This window comes from Bacteroides sp. ZJ-18 (genome assembly GCF_011038705.2).
GTDB classification, from domain to species: Bacteria; Bacteroidota; Bacteroidia; order Bacteroidales; family Bacteroidaceae; genus Bacteroides; species Bacteroides hominis.
In genome coordinates this window covers 3,446,164-3,467,479 of record NZ_CP072198.1, presented here as the reverse complement: position 1 = coordinate 3,467,479, position 21,316 = coordinate 3,446,164, and the positions used below count along the sequence as shown (strand labels likewise).

Genomic DNA, 21,316 nt, shown 5'->3' with positions numbered 1-21,316 from the left:
CTTTTCTTACCTTTGTGAATCAATTTTAATAGATAATCACATGAATAAGAAACTAATCTTATCTATCTTCGTTCTGGCGGGGGCTCCTGTACTGTTATCGGCTGCGGGAGAAGCACGATTACTGCGTTTTCCTGCTACGAACGGAAAGGAGATCGTATTTTCGTATGCGGGCGATTTGTATAAAGTGCCTGCTGCGGGAGGTGAGGCACAGCGTCTGACTTCCCATGTGGGATACGAAATGTTTCCCCGGTTTTCTCCGGACGGCAAAACGATTGCATTCACCGGACAGTATGATGGAAATACAGAAGTGTATACCATGCCTGCGACAGGGGGTGAACCGTTACGAGTTACCTATACGGCTACCAATAGCCGCGATGACCTGGGTGACCGTATGGGACCCAATAACATTGTCATGACCTGGACACCGGACGGACAGCGCATCGTATACCGTAACCGTATCAGTGATGGATTTTCCGGCAAACTGTTTACAGTGGACAAGGAAGGCGGATTGTCAGAAGCAATTCCTCTTCCGGAGGGCGGATTTTGTAGTTACTCACCGGACGGAAAACAGTTGGCATACAACCGGGTGATGCGTGAATTCCGTACCTGGAAGTATTATAAAGGCGGTATGGCGGATGATATCTGGGTGTATAATCCGAACAGCAAAACAGTGGAAAACATTACCAATAATGTAGCTCAGGACATTTTTCCGATGTGGATTGGCGATGAAATCTTTTTCCTTTCCGATCGTGACCGCATCATGAATATCTTTGTATACAATACGAAGACTAAACAGACTGCCAAGGTAACTGATTTCACTGAGTATGATGTGAAGTTCCCAAGTGCCAGTGGAAATACCATTGTCTTTGAGAATGGTGGATATATTTATAAGATGGATGCCGCTACCCGGAAGGCTGAAAAGGTAAACATTACACTGGCTTCGGATAACATCTATGCCCGTACCGATTTGAAAGACGGAGCGAATTATGTGACTGCGGCCAGTCTGTCGCCGGATGGAGCACGAATGGTAGTGACAAGCCGGGGTGAAGTATTCAATCTGCCGGTAGAAAAAGGGGTTACAAAAAATATAACTCGTTCGCCGGGAGCTCACGACCGTGACGCACAGTGGTCACCGGACGGAACACAGATTGCTTATATCTCTGATGCTACAGGCGAAACCGAACTTTATCTGCAGAATGCGGCAGGTGGCGAACCGATGCAGTTAACCCATAAGAACGATACATATATCCGTGGCTTTAAATGGAGTCCGGATTCTAAGAAGATAGTGTATATGGATCGTAAGAACCGAGTTAATCTGCTGGATGTGGCTTCCGGGAAAGTTTCATTATTATTGCAAGATCCGATGGGAGTGCCGGGTGGAGTTACTTTCTCTCCGGACAGTGAGTGGTTGACTTATACACGGATGGGTAAAAATGAAATCAATGTCGTATATGTCTACAATATTGCGGAAAAGAAAGAATATCCGGTGACCGACAAATGGTATAACTCTTCTTCTCCGGTGTTCAGTGCCGACGGAAAGTATCTGATATTCTCTTCTGCCCGTGATTTTAATCCGACTTACGGATCATTGGAATGGAACCATGTATATAATAATATGTATGGTGTGTACATCGCTTTGCTGTCTAAAGATACATCGTCTCCTTTCATGCAGAAAGATGCGGAAGTGGCTGCAGCTAATGCTGCACCCAAAAGCGGGGATAAGAAACCGGCAGATAAGAAGGAGGTGGCTGATGCTTCGTTGGTGAAGTTCGATCCGGATGGCATTACCGATCGCATTGTTCGATTGCCCTTGTCTCCGTCTTATTATGGTAACTTCTATTCGGATGGCAACAAGGTGTACTACTGGGGACGTGGTGGTACGAAAATGTATGACTTGGTAAGTCAGAAAGAGGAATCGATTGCCGATGGAGCTTCGATGGATGTTACTTACGATGGTAAGAAGGCACTTTTCTTTAAAGGCCGTCAGATTTATGTGACCAATCTTCCTTCGGGTAAGACAGAACTGACCACTCCGGTCAATTTAAGCAATATGAAGATTACTGTGGATTATCCGAAAGAGTGGGCACAAATCTTTGATGAAGCTTGGCGTGCCTATCGTGACGGATTCTATCAGGAGAGCATGCACGGTGTAGATTGGAAAGCAATTAAAGAAAAATATGCGGTCTTGCTGCCTTACGTTAAAACTCGTTTAGACCTGAATTACATTATCGGTGAGATGATAGGTGAATTGAACTGTGGGCATGCTTATGTCAATCCGGGAGAAACGGAACAGCCCAAACGGATCAATACCGGTTTGCTTGGTGCGGAGATTACCCGCGACAAGAGTGGCTTTTTCCGTCTGGAGAAGATATTCCCCGGAGCATCTTGGAGCAAAGAACTGCGCTCTCCGCTTACGGAACCGGGGGTTGATGTGAAAGCAGGAGAGTACATCGTAGCTATTGACGGTGTGCCGACCAATACAGTTAAAGATATGTATTCTTTACTGGTGGGTAAAGCAGAGATACCTACTGAAATTTCGTTGAATGCCAAACCTCAGCTTTCCGGAGCACGTAAGGTTGTGATCAGTCCGCTTGCCAATGAATATCCTTTGATACATTACAATTGGGTACAGGATAATATAAAGAAAGTGGACCAGGCTTCCAACGGACGTATCGGATATATTTATATTCCGGATATGGGACCGGAAGGCTTGAACGAGTTTGCCCGCTATTTCTATCCGCAACTTGATAAAGAAGGGTTGATTATTGATGATCGTGTCAATGGTGGAGGTAATGTTTCACCAATGATCCTGGAACGTCTTTCCCGTGAACCTTATCGCTTGACTATGGGTAGAGGTACCAGCCATGTGGGAACAGTGCCTGATGCTGTACAGGTGGGACCGAAGGTTTGTTTGATTAATAAATACTCCGCTTCTGATGGCGACCTGTTCCCATGGGGCTTCCGCGCACTTGGATTGGGCAAGTTGATAGGTACGCGTACCTGGGGAGGTATTGTTGGCATTAGTGGTTCATTGCCATATATGGATGGAACAGACATACGTGTTCCGTTCTTTACCAGTTATGACCCGAAGACGGGACAATGGATTATCGAAAACCATGGTGTGGACCCGGATATCCTGATCGATAATGATCCGGTGAAAGAGTGGAATGGAGAGGATCAGCAGCTGAACAGAGCCATCGAAGAGGTTATGAAACAGCTTCAGGACCGTAAACCATTGGCTCCGGTACCTGCTCCGAGAGATTTTAGCAAATAAAAAACTTACTGAGATTGCAGTAAGAGGTTTTCACCACAGATTCCACGTACTTTTACAGACTCATTATCAGTGTTATGTATAGAATCGCGTAATCTGTGGTGTTTCTTTTTGATACATACCTTCTAACGTTTATGAAACAAGAACTAAAGAATAAACTTGCATTTTTGGCAGAGAAATACGAGGTAGCCGAATTTATTATGGATGACCCTGTACAGTTTCCACATCGCTATACCGGCAAGGCCGATATTGAGATCTCTGCCCTGGTAGCTTCTTGGATTGCTACCGGAAACCGGAAGGCTATTATCAAAAGCGGCGACCGGATTGACCGTGAACTGTTCTCGAATGCTCCTTACCGGTATATACTTAGTGAGGAGTGGAAGAAATATCGAGGAGTAAAAACCAGCTTCTATCGTTATTATTCCTGGAATGATTTCTATTTACTTTGTCAGGCTTTGTATGCGGCCTATCAGGAACATGAAGACCTGGAGTCGCATTTGTGCCATTCGCTTTCTTGGGGTACTCCGTTGGAAAGACTGCAATCCGTGTTCGGACATATCAATGGGATGCCTGCTTTGGCAAGTGCTTCCGAAGCGAAAAAGATGTGTATGTTCCTGCGCTGGATGATTCGTCGGGATTCTCCTGTGGATCTGGGTATCTGGCGGAGTTTTGATCCTTCGGATTTGATTATCCCTCTCGACACGCATGTGCATCGCATTTCAGTCGATCTTGGACTGACCGATGCACGTAAATGTCTGAAGACTGCGCGTTGTATTACCGATGCATTGCGGGAGATATGGCCGGATGATCCGGTGAAGGGAGACTTTGCACTTTTCGGGTTTGGTATCAACGAATCCGTAAGAAGTTAGACGGTGTTATAAGAAACTTTTTAGTTTGACTATCTGTTCTTTAAGCGATAAAGGATATGTTAAACCTCCTTATGGCGTAAAATTATGACTAAGAAAGAAGAAATTTTAGTAGAAGAGGGCAGTCGGCAAGCACCCGAGAAGTATTATATCAAAATAACTCCTGACGGCCCTTATCTTGTTTATGGTAATCCTCCCATTGACCAGGAAATTATTCTTCCCAATGAAGAAGGTTCTTCGTGGGTGTATCAACGCGGGCTGAGTTTCGACAGTTCGGCCACTCCGGTAGCTCTGTGCCGTTGCCGGCATTCCCGCCATAAACCCTTCTGTGACGGTTCTCATAAGCGTGCCACCGATTGGGACTCTAATGAAACCAATAACAAACGTCCGTTACTTGAAGAAGCCGAGGAATTGGAAGGCCCCGCCATGGTGCTTGCCGATAACGAAAAGTATTGTGCTTTTGCCCGTTTCTGCGATGCACGCGGTCGAATCTGGAATCTGGTACAACTCGCTGAAACCGAAGAAGAGCGTGAACTTGTCCGTCGCGAGGCCGGCCATTGTCCTGCCGGGCGGCTCGTCGTTTGGGACAAAGAGACGCAAAAAGTCTTCGAACCGCCTTTTGAGCCCTCTATCGGTATTATTGAGGATCCCGGAATCAGAGTGAGCGGACCTATCTGGGTAAAAGGCGGTATCCGCATAGAGAGTGCGGATGGCAAAAGCTATACAATCAGGAACAGGGTGACTTTGTGCCGTTGCGGACAGTCCTCCAATAAACCGTTTTGCGACGGTACGCATGCTTCCATGGGATTCAGTGACGGACTTCCGTTGGAAGAAAAAGGCAAGAAGTGGTGATTCTGCTTTCTGAAAAATCATAAATAAGCCGGTTGTCAATCGATAAACCGGCTTGTTTATGAACTGCCCTGCCGGGTTACCTCTTAAAATTATAGATAAAGAATGATCACAGTTCACCCATTTTTAGTATTTTTGCATCCTGTTTTGAAGATAGAAAACTTTAAAAGAAGAAAAATATAATGGCAAAAGAACTGAAAGACCTGACCAAACGCAGCGAAAACTATTCGCAGTGGTATAATGATTTGGTAGTGAAAGCCGATTTGGCAGAGCAATCGGCTGTACGCGGATGTATGGTGATTAAGCCTTACGGATACGCTATTTGGGAGAAAATGCAACGTCAGCTGGACGATATGTTTAAGGAAACCGGACATGTGAATGCTTATTTCCCGTTGCTGATTCCAAAATCATTCTTGAGTCGTGAAGCTGAGCATGTGGAAGGCTTTGCCAAAGAGTGTGCCGTAGTTACTCACTACCGCCTGAAGAATGCCGAAGATGGTTCGGGTGTGGTGGTTGACCCTGCTGCAAAGTTGGAAGAAGAACTGATTATCCGTCCGACTTCCGAAACAATCATCTGGAATACTTATAAAAACTGGATTCAGTCTTATCGTGACCTGCCTATCTTATGCAACCAGTGGGCAAACGTTTTCCGTTGGGAGATGCGTACACGACTGTTTCTCCGTACAGCAGAATTCCTGTGGCAGGAAGGCCATACGGCACATGCAACACGTGAGGAGGCAGAAGAAGAAGCAATCCGTATGCTGAATGTATATGCTGACTTTGCAGAGAAATACATGGCGGTTCCGGTGGTGAAAGGGGTGAAGTCGGCCAATGAACGTTTTGCCGGTGCGCTTGACACCTATACCATTGAAGCGATGATGCAGGACGGCAAGGCGTTACAGAGTGGTACGTCTCACTTCCTGGGACAGAACTTCGCGAAAGCGTTTGATGTGCAGTTTGTTAATAAAGAAAATAAGCTTGAGTACGTATGGGCTACTTCATGGGGTGTTTCTACCCGTCTGATGGGTGCATTGATCATGACCCACTCGGATGACAACGGTCTGGTATTACCTCCGCATCTGGCTCCGATTCAGGTAGTGATCGTTCCTATATATAAGAATGACGAGCAGCTGAAACAGATTGATGCCAAGGTAGAAGGTATTGTAGCGAAGCTGAAGGCATTGGGCATTTCGGTCAAATATGATAATGCCGATAACAAACGACCGGGCTTCAAATTTGCCGATTATGAACTGAAGGGTGTACCGGTTCGTCTGGTAATGGGCGGACGCGACCTGGAAAACAATACGATGGAGGTGATGCGTCGCGATACATTGGAGAAAGAGACCGTCACTTGCGATGGTATCGAGACATATGTTCAAAATCTGTTGGAAGAGATTCAGGCCAACATCTACAAGAAAGCGCGTACTTATCGCGATTCACGTATCATTAAGGTAGACAGCTACGATGAATTCAAGGAAAAAATCGAAGAGGGCGGTTTCATTCTGGCTCATTGGGACGGAACTACGGAAACAGAAGAGAAGATCAAGGAAGAGACAAAAGCTACTATTCGTTGTATCCCGTTCGATTCGTTTGTTGAAGGTGACAAAGAGCCCGGTAAGTGTATGGTAACCGGCAAACCTTCTGCTTGCCGTGTGATATTTGCTCGTTCTTATTAATAATTAATATAAGGTATAAGGAAAAAAGGTTGGAGGTACCGAAATGAACTTCCGACCTTTTTCTTTACTACCGTTATTCTAATAGCCTATGAATCCATTCTTGAATCTTATCTGGCTGCTGTGTGGCGGCATTTTTACTGCGATAGAGTATCTTATTGCAAGTCTCTTGATGATGGTTACCATTATTGGTATTCCATTTGGCTTTCAGACTCTGAAACTGGCCGGGCTTGCTTTATGGCCGTTCGGCAAAGAGGTGAGGAGCACCCCCGATTCGGGAGGTTGCCTCAGTATCATAATGAATATAGTCTGGCTGTTTCTCGGTGGAATTTGGATCAGCCTCTCTCATCTGGGATGGGGAATTCTGCTTTGTATCACAATCATTGGTATACCATTCGGGAGACAACACTTCAAACTTGCCGGACTGGCTCTGACTCCCTTCGGAAAGGTTATTGTCGATAAGGGCTTTTAATCGTTCTATCTTCTTCACATCCCTTTTCGGTATTCATACACTTTCCGTTTTTGTATTCTTTCTTTGTAAGAGAGACATACGAAAATAAAGACTGAAGAAAAGAGAGCGTCACATTGGATGCTCTCTTTTCATTTCCGATTTAGCTTTGGTGATGTCTTTTACCGTGTCATTCGGGATGCTGTCCCGTGCGGCAGCCTGTTTCTTTCTCAGGTTTCTCAACTTCCATTTATTCCAGAAGAGAAGTTCACTCCATTTATTAAAATCTTTTTTGTACATGATACCGATTCCTTGGGTAGTCAGGTTGGTCCGTGTATAATAACGGTCGTTCGTTTCATTATACGCCTTCAGACGTATGTCTCCTGAGCGGTTGAGCAGCCATTCCGCTTCAAAGTCTCCGATGAAATTGGTATTAGCTAACGGATTATCCCGGTAGCCGAAATTACCATTAATAATCAGACGGTTGTTCAATAACTGCCCGGACAGGATACCTTCTATTTCCATGTCCGTCCAGCCTTTGTCACCGGTACTGAGATTCGTTCCGATGTTCCAGTTGTTGTTATCGAATACCTGCGATAACAGATTGTTTAACTGTCCGGACAGGGTAGAGAATAGGGCTGACGATGTCATATTGGAGTTTTGGGTGCCTCCGGTACTCTCCTGTGGATAGAACTTGCCGATACCCAGCAGATAGAGTATCTGTATGTTCATCTGCTCTTCCGTACTGATGTAATTGCGTACCAGCGTCTGTATCTCGTCCCGTTCGTTGGGGAGTTCGATACCTAATTTAATATTGGGGCGCCAGAGAATTCCGGTCAGGTTCATGATGCAATTCACCTTTACATTGGGTTGCTGGGTGATCGGGTCTGCGGCATCGGGGATCAGGTCATTCAGCGAAGCAGAGTTCACCGTATAACTGGCTTGTATATCGAGCGTCGCATCCAACGGGGGACCGTTGAAAGTGATACTGCTTCCGTCTTTTATGATAAAGTCCTTGCGGATGACTTCCTGCAAGCTGAACTTATAAATACCCTGGCTGATGCGGTAGTTTCCGAACATTTTCACATCTCCTTTATTAAAGAACTCTGTCCGTATGTTGCCGGAGCCTTTACCGCTGATGTAGTCTCCGGCAATGGGGTCCATGATAATTTTCATAGTAGCGTCCGGAGTAGCATCTATCAACAGATTCAGGCGGATATCCGTTTTTATCTCTTCCTCCTCCATCTCCTGCTGCAGCCGCTCATATTCTGATATTACATTGATGGAATCTTGAACGAATCTGCGCGGAGTTTTGTCGATAAACTTAATGAACTGGTTGCTGGCTGCTGAAGCAGTGGCATTGGTTATGTAGACAAAATTGGTATTGCGGTTGGTCGTGACGGCTGCATTGACTTGCAGTTCCTGCGGATTGCCAACCAGCATCGCATTGCCGGTTCCATACACTTTTCCGTAGAAGTTGATATCAGAGCTTTCTTTCGTGTCCATCAGTAACATGTTGTTCACGTTGAATTCGAAGTGATAGCTCAAATCCCTGAAATGCCTGAAATTCAGTTTGCCGTTCATCGTGCCTTGGTGCCCTTCCATATCTGCGATATGTATATTGTCGAAAGTGATACCGGTGGTGGACAGACGGATAGTGTCTTTTACGGCAAATGATGTGTTTAATATTCCTATCTTCAACGACGCATCTGTCATCAGATCCCCTTCGATGTTGAGTTCCTTGAATTTTCCATAGAAATGAGCTTTGCCGCTGGTACGTCCATGCAGGTCTTCGACAATGGAACGCATGAAATATTGGAGGAACTGAATGTTTGTATGCTCCGTTTCTATATTCAAATCCAGTTTACTTTCCGGCTTTAACGGATAGACGTGCCCGATGACGTGCGTTTTCGATAGCCCTTCTTCTTCCATGTGAGCATCAAGGAAGATGGCACGTTTGTCGTTCTCCCATGCTCCGTAAATATCCATTGCTCCCAAAGAAGCATCATTGAAAGTGAAGTTTTTAAAATGTAAGCGGGTATTCATGACCGGCTCCTTCAAAATGCCACTGGCATATGCCGTTCCGGTGGCATCTCCTTTAAAGTCCACATCGTCAAAATCTACCACATCGAATACGTAACCCACATTGATGTCCTTCAGGTCTACCTTCAGTGTATCTTCGGCATGTTCCGAGATGCGTCCGTCGATGCGGATGTGACGGTCTTTATGCGAGAAATAGAAATCGTTTACATCTACTTTGCCCGAATCTACTACTACTTGTGACGGATGAATCTGCCACAAAGTGTCGTTCAGGATAATGTCTGTCTGCTTGATGTCTACGACTGTTTTCAGTGCCGACTTTTCTTCGGCCTTGCGGAAGAAGCTGGCAGCAGCGGATAATCGTCCACTATAAGTATTGATGGTATTATTGCCCCAATTGATGTTGGCACTTATGGTATCATTTTGGGCTTGCGCATCCAGTGAGATGCTTACGGCACTCTCTTTTTTCAGGTTATTGAACCGTATCTTGGCCTTGAACTGGTCAGTAGGATTTTCACAGAGCACCAGTCCGGACTCGATAAACGTGTTTTGATATTGTAGCCGGGGGAAATAGCCCTCTACTCGCAGCCGCTGTGCCTGGTCATTGAAGTAACCCTTTACAGTCGAGTGAGTATATATCTTCAATGGGATGTCGAATACGGTAGACAGCAGTTCTGTATTGAATATGTGGACATCGAAACTGAAGTTGTTATTCGTTTCAATCGGCTTCTTATCCGGCTGGATCAATGAAGGAATATATCGCCGCATAATATTCATTACGCTTGCCGGAAGTGTGTGATACAGATATTTACCTTCAATACTTGCTTTCAGGAAACTGGAGGTCAGTTTCAATTGGTTTTGTTTGTCTTGTCGAGTGGCTATGATGTTGATATTATCCAGAAAGTAATTCTTTTCGGGTGCGGTGAATTGTAGACTGTCTATGTTGATTTCACCTATCATTTCATCGATGGAACCGCCACGGAAGTTAGCTTTCAGCTTCAGAGAGAATTCTGCGTCCGGATAATCCTTGCTCAGGTTCAAGTCGTGCGGGCGTACTTTATCTATTACAGCATTGAAGTTGAAAGTCGGGATTTTCTCGACTACATTAATGTTACCATTTAAATGTATCGAACCGTTTTCATCATCCAGTGCTACCTTTCCGTCGAAGCCGCCACGTTCGAACTCTCCGTCGAGTGTGATATTCTCATATTTATAATTACTGTATTCAAAGGCAGCTATCAGGCCTTTTAGCGTGATGGCGGGGTACTGGTTACGGTAGTGGCTGCCTTGAACATTCAGATTAAAGGTAATTTTGCCCAGTTGCTTGTTATCCAGCAACTGTCCCAGTTCGAAGTCGGTGGTCTTTACACCTCCCGAATAAGAAAACAAGGCTTTGGCCTTATCGGAACTGAGCTTTAAGTCAGTTTGGACAGAACCAATGTTGGTACGAAACAGACCGTACATGACCAAATCTGTGAAATACCCCGATATTTCACCGTGAAAGGAAGCATTTCCTAAACGTTGCAGAATAGGAGGAACCCCATTGTAATGCGGACTCAGGTTGCGTACCAGGAATCCGATTCCATCGTTATTAGCAGATAGATTGGCAAGATGCCCGTATACATAGGCATCTTGCGGGCGTGATAGATCCTGTAAAGAGACATCTCCCTTCAGTCGGAATTTATCGCCTGCATTAATTTCCAGCGTTTTGCAGTTCAACTGGTTGAGTGTGCCTTCTACATCGATGCCCAGATCCAGCTTTTCTTTAAAGTTGGATAGTGCCGGAACAAAAGCTGAAATATCATTCAGGGTCACGTAGGATGGCAGAGTACGGAAAGAGAAACGGACTTCATCGGCAAAATGATTGAGTGCTCCCAAACTGTCATATTCCATCCGAATGGTATCCATTTTCATTTCGGTACCCGGCATTTCTATAGCAAAATTCTCTATTTTCATGCCTCTGTCATTAGCTATGACTTTCAGGCTCAACTTTCTCAGCTCAAAGCCCGATTGTTCATCCACGCTTAGCCGTTTGATGGCCGCATTGATCGAATCGCCTTGAAGTGCTTTGAGAGAGATGTTGGCAATGATATTATGCAATTTGACATGCTGGGGGTTGAACTTTCCGGGAGTTTCTTTTTCCGACAGTACATCGTAAGCCAACTTACCACGGCGTATCAATATAGAGTTGATACGCAAGTCGAGGCTCTTGTCTGTTTTTACTGTGTCTTTAGAGGCAAATGCGTCAAGGACAAATTTGAAATTAGGGTCCGTATTCGGAGTAGGTTTGTTCAGGTTGATGTTAAAGCCGAACAATTGTACACTGCTGATTGCGATTTTTCCGTTGAATAGGGGGATAATATCAAATTTGGCGGAAAGACGAGTAATTTTAAGCATCTCTTTGCCCGATTGATCGTCGAGCAGCACATCGTCTATGATGATACGATTCAATAGTCCGATATCTATCTTACCGATAGTCAGTTCAGTACCTAATGTCCGGGATAGTTCTTTTGCGACAAACGTGGTCATATTTCGCTGAATAAAAGGAATATTCAGCAAAATGATAGTTCCGATATATACACCTAATATAATACCGATAACCCAGCGTACAGTCTTCTTCAGCGTTCTGATAAGCGGTTGTTTTTATTTTGCGAACAAAAATATAAAATAGTTCGTTATGAATCCTACTTTTATCATTACTTTTGCATCGTTTAAATATCAAAAAGCGTATGAGTACAATTATATTAGGAATTGAGTCTTCCTGTGACGATACGTCGGCTGCGGTAATAAAAGATGGTTTTCTGTTGTCGAATGTAGTGTCCAGTCAGGCGGTGCATGAAGCTTACGGTGGTGTAGTACCCGAATTAGCATCACGTGCGCATCAGCAAAATATAGTACCTGTGGTGCATGAAGCATTGAAACGTGCAGGGGTGACGAAAGAGGAATTGAGTGCGGTAGCTTTTACAAGAGGCCCCGGACTGATGGGATCGTTGCTGGTAGGAGTATCTTTTGCGAAAGGGTTTGCCCGCTCATTAAACATTCCCATGATCGATGTTAATCATCTGACAGGACATGTATTAGCACATTTCATTAAAGAAAAGGATGAAGAGAATGAACAACCCACTTTCCCATTCCTTTGCTTGTTGGTGTCCGGAGGTAATTCTCAAATCGTACTGGTGAAGGCATACAATGATATGGAGATTTTGGGACAGACAATTGATGATGCTGCCGGAGAAGCTATTGACAAATGTTCAAAAGTGATGGGGCTTGGTTACCCGGGCGGTCCTATTATTGACCGTTTGGCACGTCAGGGCAATCCGAAGGCTTATACATTCAGCAAACCCCACATCCCGGGGTTGGACTATAGTTTTAGTGGATTGAAGACATCGTTTCTTTACTCGTTGCGTGATTGGATGAAAGAAGATCCCGATTTCATCGAACATCATAAGACTGATTTAGCCGCTTCTCTTGAAGCGACTGTTGTAGATATATTGATGGATAAACTCCGTAAAGCAGCCAAACAGTATAAAATTAACGAGGTAGCTGTAGCAGGTGGTGTGTCCGCCAATAACGGTTTGCGTAATGCTTTCCGTGAGCATGCGGAGAAGTATGGCTGGAAGATTTTTATTCCAAAGTTTAGCTATACCACGGACAATGCTGCAATGATCGCTATTACGGGATATTTTAAATATCAGGATAAAGACTTCTGTCCTATGGAATTGCCGGCTTATTCACGTGTGACTTTATAAAAGAAAAGAGGGTAGATCTTTCTTCTTCTTTATATCTATAATATTGAGAAAGCTAAATAAAAAAAATCATGTTTGCAGAGATAATAACCATCGGTGATGAGTTGCTGATAGGCCAGGTGACTGACACTAATTCGGCATGGATGGGACGCGAATTAAATAAAGTCGGTATCGAAGTTATTCGTGTAGTGTCTGTACGTGATCGTGCAGAAGAGATAACCGAAGCAGTGGATGCCTCGATGAAAAGGGCGGATATTGTATTGATGACAGGTGGTTTGGGCCCTACTAAGGATGATATTACCAAACAAACCCTTTGTGAATATTTTGGTACCAAACTGATTTTTAGTGAGGCTGTATTTGAAAATGTGAAGCGGGTATTAGCTGGAAAAATACCGATGAATGCGTTGAATAAGAGTCAGGCGATGGTGCCAGAGAATTGTACGGTCATTAATAATCGGGTGGGAAGTGCCTCTGTCAGTTGGTTTGAAAAGGATAGTAAAGTGCTTGTTTCCATGCCCGGTGTTCCTCAGGAGATGACTACGGTAATGAGTGAAGAAGTGATTCCTCGTTTGTGCGCAAAGTTTCATACAGATGCCATTGTACATCGTACTTTTACTGTGCAAAACTATCCGGAATCAGTGCTGGCTGAAAAACTGGAGCCTTGGGAGGTGGCGCTGCCGTCCTGTATTAAACTTGCTTACTTGCCTAAACCCGGTTTGATTCGTTTGAGATTGACAGGACGTGGACAAGATCGTCAGGAAGTAGAGACATACTTAAATGTTGAGAGCGCCAAATTGGAAGCCATTTTAGGTGAAGATATTTTGGATGAAGAAGATACACCGATTGAGATTCTGATTGGGGAACTTCTGAAAAAGAAGAAATTGACCCTTTCCACCGCAGAAAGTTGCACCGGTGGAAGTATTGCAGCCCGTGTTACTTCGGTTGCCGGAAGTTCGGAATATTTTAAAGGAAGTGTAGTGGCATACTCTAATGAAGTAAAGATGAAATTGCTGGGGGTATCGATGGAAACGCTTGAAAAGAAAGGTGCTGTAAGCGAGGAAACCGTAATTGAGATGGTAAAAGGTGCGATGGAAGCGCTGAAAACTGATTGTGCAGTCGCCACTTCGGGTATCGCAGGTCCTGGCGGAGGTACTAAGCAGAAGCCTGTTGGTACAGTCTGGATTGCTGCTGCCTATAAAAATGAAATTTGCACTATGAAGCAGGAAACTGACCGCGGAAGAGAAATGAATGTGGAGAGAGCAGGTAATAATGCTCTTCTGTTACTTCGAAAATTGGTGAAATGAAGAAAAATTACTGCTGAATAATGAATTTATTTAAGAAATGCTTGTTTTATATCTATAAAAGTGCTTACTTTGCGCTCTGTTTGAAAGAAGTATAGATTAAAACTATAAAAATAAGATAGAAATGTCGAAGATTTGTCAAATTACCGGAAAGAAAGCCATGATTGGCAACAATGTTTCACACTCAAAGAGAAGAACTAAGAGAACCTTTGATTTGAACTTGTTTAACAAAAAGTTCTACTATGTAGAACAGGACTGCTGGATCAGCCTGAGCCTCTGCGCTGCTGGTTTGCGTATTATTAATAAAAAAGGTTTGGACGCTGCTCTGAATGATGCAGTTGCCAAAGGGTATTGTGATTGGAAAACCATTAAAGTTATTGGCTAAAACGTAAGAGGAGAAACTGATTATGGCAAAGAAAGCAAAAGGTAATAGAGTTCAGGTGATTCTGGAATGCACAGAACACAAAGATAGCGGTATGCCGGGAACATCTCGTTATATCACAACTAAGAACAGAAAGAATACTACAGAAAGACTTGAGTTGAAAAAATACAACCCGATTCTGAAGAGAGTAACAGTACACAAAGAAATTAAATAAAAAAGAAAGAGTATAACCCATGGCAAAGAAAACAGTAGCAAGTTTGCACGAAGGATCTAAAGAAGGTCGTGCTTATACTAAGGTTATCAAAATGGTTAAATCTCCGAAGACTGGAGCTTACATTTTTGATGAACAAATGGTTCCTAACGAAAAAGTACAAGACTTTTTTAAGAAATAAGCCGGTTGCATTAGATTGCAACCTGAAAAATCCTCTCACTGATATTCATTGAGGGGATTTTTTTTGCCAATTTTATTCGCTTCAATTTTTACTTTACGCCAGTTTTATTATATCTTTGTAGCATAATGTATTATACAAATAATTGTAATCATGGGATTTTTTAGTTTTTTCTCAAAGGAAAAGAAGGAAACTTTAGATAAAGGATTATCTAAAACCAAAGAAAGTGTATTCAGCAAGATTGCCCGTGCGGTAGCCGGCAAGTCGAAGGTGGATGATGAAGTGCTGGATAATCTGGAAGAGGTGCTTATCACATCGGATGTGGGAGTAGAGACTACTCTTAATATCATTAAACGTATTGAAAAACGTGCAGCAGAAGATAAATATGTAAATACACAAGAGCTAAACTCAATTCTGCGTGAAGAAATTGCAGCATTGTTGACTGAGAATAATTCGGATGATGTTGCTGATTTCGATGTTCCGGTAGAGAAAAAGCCTTATGTCATTATGGTAGTGGGTGTGAATGGAGTTGGTAAAACAACTACCATTGGTAAACTTGCTTATCAATTCAAGAAAGCTGGTAAATCTGTTTACTTGGGTGCGGCCGATACATTTCGTGCAGCAGCTGTAGAACAGCTTGTAATTTGGGGAGATAGAGTAGGGGTACCGGTAATAAAACAAAAAATGGGTGCTGATCCCGCTTCGGTTGCATTTGATACATTAAGCTCGGCCGTTGCTAATGATTCGGATGTTGTGATTATAGATACAGCAGGACGCCTACACAATAAGGTCGGTTTGATGAATGAACTGACGAAGATTAAGAATGTAATGAAGAAGGTGGTACCTGATGCTCCGAATGAGGTGTTGCTGGTGCTTGATGGTTCAACCGGGCAGAATGCCTTTGAGCAGGCTAAACAATTCACGTTGGCTACAGAGGTGACTGCCATGGCTATAACAAAACTGGACGGAACGGCAAAGGGAGGCGTTGTTATCGGAATTTCAGATCAGTTTAAGATTCCGGTGAAATATATTGGATTGGGTGAAGGTATGGAAGACCTGCAGGTTTTCCGCAAGAAAGAATTTGTAGACTCCTTATTTGGAGAGAATGCATGAAAAGAAAAACTATAGATATTATAACATTAGGGTGCTCTAAGAATTTGGTGGATTCGGAACAGTTGATGCGTCAGTTGGAAGAAGCCGGATATGATGTTACCCATGACTCGGAAAAACCGACAGGAGAAATAGCAGTTATCAATACCTGCGGTTTCATCGGTGATGCGAAAGAAGAATCAATTAATATGATTCTGGAATTTGCCCAGGAAAAAGAAGAAGGAAATCTGGAAAAACTTTTTGTTATGGGCTGTCTTTCGGAACGCTATTTAAAAGAATTGGCGATTGAAATTCCTCAGGTTGATAAGTTTTATGGTAAATTCAACTGGAAAGAGTTGTTGCAGGACTTGGGAAAAGCCTACCATGACGAACTTCATATTGAACGTACGCTAACTACCCCTAAACATTATGCTTATCTGAAAATATCAGAGGGGTGTGACCGTAAATGTTCTTATTGCGCTATACCAATCATTACAGGACGTCATGTGTCTCGTCCCATGGAAGAGATCTTGGACGAAGTGAGATACTTGGTTTCCAATGGTGTGAAAGAGTTTCAGGTGATTGCCCAGGAGTTGACTTACTATGGAGTCGATTTATGCAAGAAACAAATGCTCCCGGAATTGATTGAGCGTGTTTCTGAGATTCCGGGTGTGGAATGGATACGTTTACACTATGCATACCCGGCACATTTTCCTGAAGACTTGTTTAGAGTGATGCGTGAACGGGATAATGTATGCAAATACATGGATATAGCATTGCAACATATTAGTGATAACATGTTGCAACGTATGCGGCGTCATGTGACCAAAGAAGACACCTATCGGTTAATTGAACAGTTTCGTAAAGAAGTTCCCGGTATTCATTTACGTACAACGTTGATGGTGGGGCATCCGGGTGAAACAGAAGAGGATTTTGAGGAATTGAAAGAGTTTGTTCGTAAAGTCCGTTTCGATAGAATGGGAGCTTTTGCTTATTCAGAGGAAGAGGGCACGTATGCGGCAGCTAATTATGAAGATTCTATTCCTCAAGAAGTGAAACAGGCCCGCTTGGATGAACTGATGGATATTCAACAGGGGATTTCTGCTGAACTTAGTGCATCTAAGGTGGGGTGGCAAATGAAAGTTATCATTGATCGTATAGAGGGTGATTATTATGTTGGGCGCACTGAATTTGATTCTCCGGAAGTAGATCCTGAGGTATTAATAAAGTGCGAGGGAGATAGTCTGAGGGTTGGTGACTTTTATCAAATAGAGGTGATTGATTCCGATGAATTCGATCTTTTTGCGAAAGTTATCTAAAGATATTTCCCTAAGAATTTGTTTTTTTCATTCGGATTGACTAATATAGCAACACACTTTTAAAATTGTAGTATTTTGAATAACAAAGAATTTACTTCAGAACTTTCGCGCAGGTTAGGATATAATACAAAAGATACTTCTGACTTGATAACTACTCTGCTGTCTGACATCATTCAGGAGCTGCAGGAAGGTAATGCTATAGGAATACAGGGATTTGGTGCTTTTGAAGTAAAAAAGAAGGCTGAGCGTATTGTCATCAATCCTGTCACCAGACTACGCTTGTTGGTTCCACCCAAACTGGTGTTGGCATTCAAGCCAAGTCCAATCTTAAAGGATAAGTTTAAAGAAGCATTTCCGTATGAATGAAAGGTTGACTATACAGAATCTTGTTGATTTACTGGTTAGCAGGCATGGGGTCCCTCAAAAAGATGCCGATGTTTTTGTTCGGGAGTTTTTTCTGTTGATAGAACAGGCTCTGGAGAATGATCAGTACGTGAAAATCAAGGGGCTGGGAACATTTAAACTGATAGGGGTTAATAGCCGTGAAAGTGTAAATATCAATACAGGCGAACGAATTAAGATAGAAGGACATACAAAGATTTCTTTTACTCCTGATCCTTCTTTGCGGGATATTATTAATAGGCCTTTTTCTCATTTTGAGACGGTTGTACTGAATGAGAATACTGTATTGGAAGATACGCCGATAGAGGAATTGGAGGGAGATCCGGTGGATGTGCCTGGAGTAGAAGGAACACAGTTTATAGAGGATGTTTCAGGGAAAGAGCAGATTGAAACAGAGCCTATAGAGGCAGCAAAGCAGATAGAAACAGCAGAATCGGAGGGTATGCCAGAGCAAAACGCAGAGAATGCTGAGACTACTACAGGGGATATTGAGGAGGATACGAAAAAAACGGAAAATATAGAAATTGGAGGTCGAATGGTTGATGTGCCTGAAGAAGTTGAAAAGGAAACCTGCAAGGATACGGGCACAAAGACTATCATAGAAATAGAAGGATTATCTGTTGGTGAAGTATCGGAAGACATTAAACCAGATAAGACTGACGAGGGATTCGAGGAAGAACAAGAGCCGGCGGAAAAAGAAATAGAAGAAGGTGAGGCTCCTAAACTGACTGCAGAAGAAATAATTGCTCGGGAGATTCAGAAAACAGAAGTTCCGATTGTTCCTATGAGAAAGGAGAGGCACCCCCAAAAAGAAATTAAATTCAAAAAAGAGAAATCTCCTGTCCCTTATTTGGTAACTATCATAGCGGTTGTTATGCTGCTTTGTGGTGCGGCTCTGGTTTTTGTTTATTATCCGGATTTGTTTTCTAAAAAAGAAATGCAATCAACCGTAATTGAAGCGGTGGAGAAAAAAGAGCCTATAAAGGAAGTCCCGTTAGATACTGTTATGAAAACAGATACTATAGCCGAAGTGGTGGTAAAAATGCAGGATAAACAACAGGTAGTGAATCCTAAACCTGTGTCGGTGAAAACGGATAAAGTATCGGAGAGTAAATCGGTTTCTCAGGAAAAGGTTACTAAGAAGGTGGTGTCAATACCTGTTAAGCCGGATTCTGTAAACTACATAATTACCGGTACTAAGACTACCTATACGATGAAAGAGGGGGAGACTTTAACCAAGGTTTCTTTACGCTTCTATGGTACAAAAGATTTGTGGCCTTATATTGTTAAGCATAATCAGGGAGTGATTAAGAATCCGAATAGTGTGCCATATGGTACTGTACTTAAAATACCGGAACTTGTTAAAAAGTAACGGCTTTGTATGGCACCCGGGTGTATAAACTTGTATACATCCGGGTGCCGTGTTTATGTTATACAAATACAAAAGCGTATGAAAGTACCTTAATCTAAAGACTTCGCATTGTTTTTTAATAAAAATTAGTTGGAATGGTTAAAGATATAGTGTACTTTTGGAATCGAAATTAAAAAGCCTTACAACATAGGTTTCATTTATATTATAAGTAAGAAATTAAACAATAAAATAATTAGTATTTATGGCTGAATCAATTGACATCCGCGAATTGAACGAGCGGATTGAAAGACAGAGTGCTTTCGTTACCAATCTTACAACAGGCATGGACCAGATCATTGTGGGTCAGAAACATTTGGTAGAGTCACTGTTAATCGGGCTACTTTCTGACGGGCATGTATTGCTTGAGGGTGTACCAGGATTGGCAAAAACTTTGGCAATCAAGACATTGGCTTCGTTGATCGATGCAAAATACAGCCGCATACAGTTTACGCCTGATTTGTTGCCTGCCGATGTTGTAGGTACTATGGTTTACAGTCAGAAAGATGAAACCTTTCAAGTGAAAAAAGGTCCGATTTTTGCTAATTTTGTATTGGCCGATGAAATAAACCGTGCGCCTGCCAAAGTGCAGAGTGCCCTGCTTGAAGCAATGCAGGAACGTCAGGTGACCATTGGTAAAGAGACATTCTTGTTGCCTGAGCCATTCCTTGTGTTAGCTACACAGAACCCGATTGAGCAGGAAGGTACATATCCGCTTCCGGAAGCTCAGGTAGACCGTTTTATGCTTAAGGTGATTATTGATTATCCGAAGCAGGAAGAGGAGAAATTAATTATTCGCCAAAACATTAATGGAGAGAAATTCAATGTGAAACCTATTTTGAAGGCAGAAGAAATAATTGAAGCCCGTAAAGTAGTACGCCAGGTTTATCTGGATGAAAAGATTGAACGCTATATTGTAGACATCGTATTTGCTACACGTTATCCCGAAAAATATGATTTGAAAGAGCTGAAAGATATGATTGGATTCGGTGGTTCACCTCGTGCTTCCATTAATCTGGCTTTGGCTGCACGTACTTATGCATTTATTAAACGTCGTGGCTATGTGATTCCGGAAGATGTACGTGCTGTTGCACATGATGTCCTCCGGCATCGTATCGGATTGACATATGAAGCGGAAGCCAGCAATGTAACTTCTGATGAAATTGTAAGTAAAATATTGAATAAGATAGAAGTGCCTTAATTTTAATTGAGAATGAATAATCCTCAATTACCAACTTTCAATTCTCAATTAAATAGATGGAAACAAGTGAAATTCTAAAAAAAGTTCGTCGGATTGAAATAAAGACGCGTGGATTGTCGAACAATATTTTTGCAGGACAGTACCATTCGGCCTTCAAAGGTAGAGGTATGGCTTTTTCTGAGGTGCGTGAATATCAGTTTGGTGATGATATACGTGACATTGACTGGAATGTGACAGCGCGTTTTAACAAACCTTTTGTGAAGGTGTTTGAGGAAGAGCGTGAACTGACGGTGATGTTGATGGTGGATGTTTCCGGTAGTTTGGAATTTGGCACCGTAAAACAACTGAAGAAGGATATGGTAACAGAAATTGCAGCTACTCTCGCATTTTCTGCTATTCAGAATAACGATAAGATCGGAGTTATTTTTTTTTCAGACAGAATAGAAAAATTTATTCCTCCCAAGAAAGGGCGTAAACACATTCTGTACATTATTCGTGAATTGATTGATTTTAAGCCCGAAAGTCGTCGTACAAATGTTCGCCTTGCTCTGGAATATCTGACGAATGTCATGAAAAGACGTTGTACAGCTTTCATTTTATCCGATTTTATAGATCAGGAAAGCTTTAAGAATGCAATGACCATAGCCAATAGGAAACATGATGTTGTCGCTATTCAAGTATATGACAGGAGAGTAGCTGAGTTACCGGCAGTAGGTTTGATGCGGATTAAAGATGCGGAAACCGGACATGAACAGTGGATAGACACATCTTCGGCCGGAGTGCGTAAGGCGCATCATGAATGGTGGGTAAATAAACAAACTGAGTTAGACGAGACGTTTACCAAAAGTAATGTTGATTCTGTTTCGGTACGTACTGATCAGGATTACGTGAAAGCGTTACTGAATTTATTTGCTAAACGAAATTAACAGGAA

17 protein-coding genes are annotated in these 21,316 nt (G+C 42.8%); 16 read left to right on the top strand and 1 reads right to left on the bottom strand.

Translation table 11 applies throughout. The features are described from left to right. Positions 1 to 40 precede the first annotated feature (40 nt). From G7Y45_RS13905 to G7Y45_RS13885, 5 genes are all read left to right on the top strand, one after another. Positions 41 to 3,274: a S41 family peptidase gene (locus G7Y45_RS13905; RefSeq protein WP_165015089.1), complete on the top strand. Its 3,234-nt coding sequence runs from the start codon at positions 41 to 43 to the stop codon at positions 3,272 to 3,274. A 131-nt stretch (positions 3,275 to 3,405) separates the two neighbouring features. Further along, positions 3,406 to 4,140, top strand: a complete 735-nt coding sequence (locus tag G7Y45_RS13900) for a TIGR02757 family protein (protein WP_165015086.1) — start codon at positions 3,406 to 3,408, stop codon at positions 4,138 to 4,140. 84 nt (positions 4,141 to 4,224) lie between these two features. After that, positions 4,225 to 4,989, top strand: a complete 765-nt coding sequence (locus tag G7Y45_RS13895; RefSeq protein WP_165015083.1) for a CDGSH iron-sulfur domain-containing protein — start codon at positions 4,225 to 4,227, stop codon at positions 4,987 to 4,989. 179 nt (positions 4,990 to 5,168) lie between these two features. Continuing rightward, positions 5,169 to 6,662 carry a proline--tRNA ligase gene (gene proS / locus G7Y45_RS13890; protein WP_165015079.1) on the top strand — a complete coding sequence of 498 codons (1,494 nt, stop codon included), beginning with the start codon at positions 5,169 to 5,171 and terminating at the stop codon, positions 6,660 to 6,662. An 88-nt stretch (positions 6,663 to 6,750) separates the two neighbouring features. Further along, a complete protein-coding gene (locus G7Y45_RS13885; RefSeq protein ID WP_005820355.1) occupies positions 6,751 to 7,131 on the top strand; it encodes a YccF domain-containing protein in 381 nt (126 codons plus the stop codon). Between the two features lie 108 nt (positions 7,132 to 7,239). Here the strand turns inward: G7Y45_RS13885 and G7Y45_RS13880 are convergent, their stop codons facing one another. Then, positions 7,240 to 11,676 carry a translocation/assembly module TamB domain-containing protein gene (locus tag G7Y45_RS13880; RefSeq protein ID WP_165015076.1) on the bottom strand — a complete coding sequence of 1,479 codons (4,437 nt, stop codon included), beginning with the start codon at positions 11,674 to 11,676 and terminating at the stop codon, positions 7,240 to 7,242. A 200-nt stretch (positions 11,677 to 11,876) separates the two neighbouring features. Here G7Y45_RS13880 and tsaD point away from each other — a divergent pair, with 200 nt between their 5' ends. The 11 genes from tsaD to G7Y45_RS13825 all read left to right on the top strand — a co-directional run bounded on the left by tsaD (position 11,877) and on the right by G7Y45_RS13825 (position 21,310). After that, a complete protein-coding gene (gene tsaD, locus G7Y45_RS13875; RefSeq protein ID WP_165015073.1) occupies positions 11,877 to 12,896 on the top strand; it encodes a tRNA (adenosine(37)-N6)-threonylcarbamoyltransferase complex transferase subunit TsaD in 1,020 nt (339 codons plus the stop codon). 68 nt (positions 12,897 to 12,964) lie between these two features. Further along, entirely contained in the window at positions 12,965 to 14,197 is a 1,233-nt protein-coding gene (locus G7Y45_RS13870; protein ID WP_165015070.1) for a CinA family nicotinamide mononucleotide deamidase-related protein, read from the top strand. Between the two features lie 121 nt (positions 14,198 to 14,318). After that, complete coding sequence (gene rpmB, locus G7Y45_RS13865; protein WP_002560154.1) at positions 14,319 to 14,579, top strand: 50S ribosomal protein L28; 261 nt, start codon at positions 14,319 to 14,321, stop codon at positions 14,577 to 14,579. A gap of 22 nt (positions 14,580 to 14,601) precedes the next feature. Further along, positions 14,602 to 14,790 carry a 50S ribosomal protein L33 gene (gene rpmG / locus G7Y45_RS13860; RefSeq protein WP_002560155.1) on the top strand — a complete coding sequence of 63 codons (189 nt, stop codon included), beginning with the start codon at positions 14,602 to 14,604 and terminating at the stop codon, positions 14,788 to 14,790. A 19-nt stretch (positions 14,791 to 14,809) separates the two neighbouring features. Continuing rightward, positions 14,810 to 14,968: a DUF4295 domain-containing protein gene (locus G7Y45_RS13855; RefSeq protein ID WP_005777897.1), complete on the top strand. Its 159-nt coding sequence runs from the start codon at positions 14,810 to 14,812 to the stop codon at positions 14,966 to 14,968. A 150-nt stretch (positions 14,969 to 15,118) separates the two neighbouring features. Beyond that, a complete protein-coding gene (gene ftsY, locus G7Y45_RS13850) occupies positions 15,119 to 16,078 on the top strand; it encodes a signal recognition particle-docking protein FtsY (protein WP_165015067.1) in 960 nt (319 codons plus the stop codon). After that, on the top strand, positions 16,075 to 17,373 hold the full coding sequence (rimO, locus tag G7Y45_RS13845) for a 30S ribosomal protein S12 methylthiotransferase RimO (protein WP_165015064.1): 1,299 nt from the start codon (positions 16,075 to 16,077) through the stop codon (positions 17,371 to 17,373). Before ftsY ends, rimO begins: the two co-directional genes overlap by 4 nt. 75 nt (positions 17,374 to 17,448) lie before the next feature. Beyond that, positions 17,449 to 17,739, top strand: a complete 291-nt coding sequence (locus G7Y45_RS13840; protein WP_005777892.1) for an HU family DNA-binding protein — start codon at positions 17,449 to 17,451, stop codon at positions 17,737 to 17,739. Continuing rightward, complete coding sequence (locus G7Y45_RS13835) at positions 17,732 to 19,147, top strand: HU family DNA-binding protein (protein WP_005820349.1); 1,416 nt, start codon at positions 17,732 to 17,734, stop codon at positions 19,145 to 19,147. Before G7Y45_RS13840 ends, G7Y45_RS13835 begins: the two co-directional genes overlap by 8 nt. Before the next feature lie 241 nt (positions 19,148 to 19,388). Then, complete coding sequence (locus G7Y45_RS13830) at positions 19,389 to 20,384, top strand: MoxR family ATPase (protein WP_005777888.1); 996 nt, start codon at positions 19,389 to 19,391, stop codon at positions 20,382 to 20,384. Positions 20,385 to 20,440: 56 nt separating this feature from the next. Continuing rightward, the gene (locus tag G7Y45_RS13825) at positions 20,441 to 21,310 is read left to right on the top strand and encodes a DUF58 domain-containing protein (RefSeq protein ID WP_005777886.1); all 870 of its coding nucleotides are present in this window, start codon (positions 20,441 to 20,443) and stop codon (positions 21,308 to 21,310) included. The last annotated feature ends 6 nt before the right edge of the window (positions 21,311 to 21,316 follow it).

Coding starts and splice junctions, on each gene's coding strand:
- rpmB (WP_002560154.1), top strand. CDS start 14,319: ATGTCGAAGATTTGTCAAATTACCGGAAAGAAAGCCATGATTGGCAAC.
- ftsY (WP_165015067.1), top strand. CDS start 15,119: ATGGGATTTTTTAGTTTTTTCTCAAAGGAAAAGAAGGAAACTTTAGAT.
- tsaD (WP_165015073.1), top strand. CDS start 11,877: ATGAGTACAATTATATTAGGAATTGAGTCTTCCTGTGACGATACGTCG.
- G7Y45_RS13905 (WP_165015089.1), top strand. CDS start 41: ATGAATAAGAAACTAATCTTATCTATCTTCGTTCTGGCGGGGGCTCCT.
- rimO (WP_165015064.1), top strand. CDS start 16,075: ATGAAAAGAAAAACTATAGATATTATAACATTAGGGTGCTCTAAGAAT.
- G7Y45_RS13895 (WP_165015083.1), top strand. CDS start 4,225: ATGACTAAGAAAGAAGAAATTTTAGTAGAAGAGGGCAGTCGGCAAGCA.
- G7Y45_RS13885 (WP_005820355.1), top strand. CDS start 6,751: ATGAATCCATTCTTGAATCTTATCTGGCTGCTGTGTGGCGGCATTTTT.
- G7Y45_RS13870 (WP_165015070.1), top strand. CDS start 12,965: ATGTTTGCAGAGATAATAACCATCGGTGATGAGTTGCTGATAGGCCAG.
- G7Y45_RS13835 (WP_005820349.1), top strand. CDS start 17,732: ATGAATGAAAGGTTGACTATACAGAATCTTGTTGATTTACTGGTTAGC.
- G7Y45_RS13830 (WP_005777888.1), top strand. CDS start 19,389: ATGGCTGAATCAATTGACATCCGCGAATTGAACGAGCGGATTGAAAGA.
- proS (WP_165015079.1), top strand. CDS start 5,169: ATGGCAAAAGAACTGAAAGACCTGACCAAACGCAGCGAAAACTATTCG.
- G7Y45_RS13825 (WP_005777886.1), top strand. CDS start 20,441: ATGGAAACAAGTGAAATTCTAAAAAAAGTTCGTCGGATTGAAATAAAG.
- G7Y45_RS13880 (WP_165015076.1), bottom strand. CDS start 11,676: ATGACCACGTTTGTCGCAAAAGAACTATCCCGGACATTAGGTACTGAA.
- G7Y45_RS13855 (WP_005777897.1), top strand. CDS start 14,810: ATGGCAAAGAAAACAGTAGCAAGTTTGCACGAAGGATCTAAAGAAGGT.
- G7Y45_RS13900 (WP_165015086.1), top strand. CDS start 3,406: ATGAAACAAGAACTAAAGAATAAACTTGCATTTTTGGCAGAGAAATAC.
- rpmG (WP_002560155.1), top strand. CDS start 14,602: ATGGCAAAGAAAGCAAAAGGTAATAGAGTTCAGGTGATTCTGGAATGC.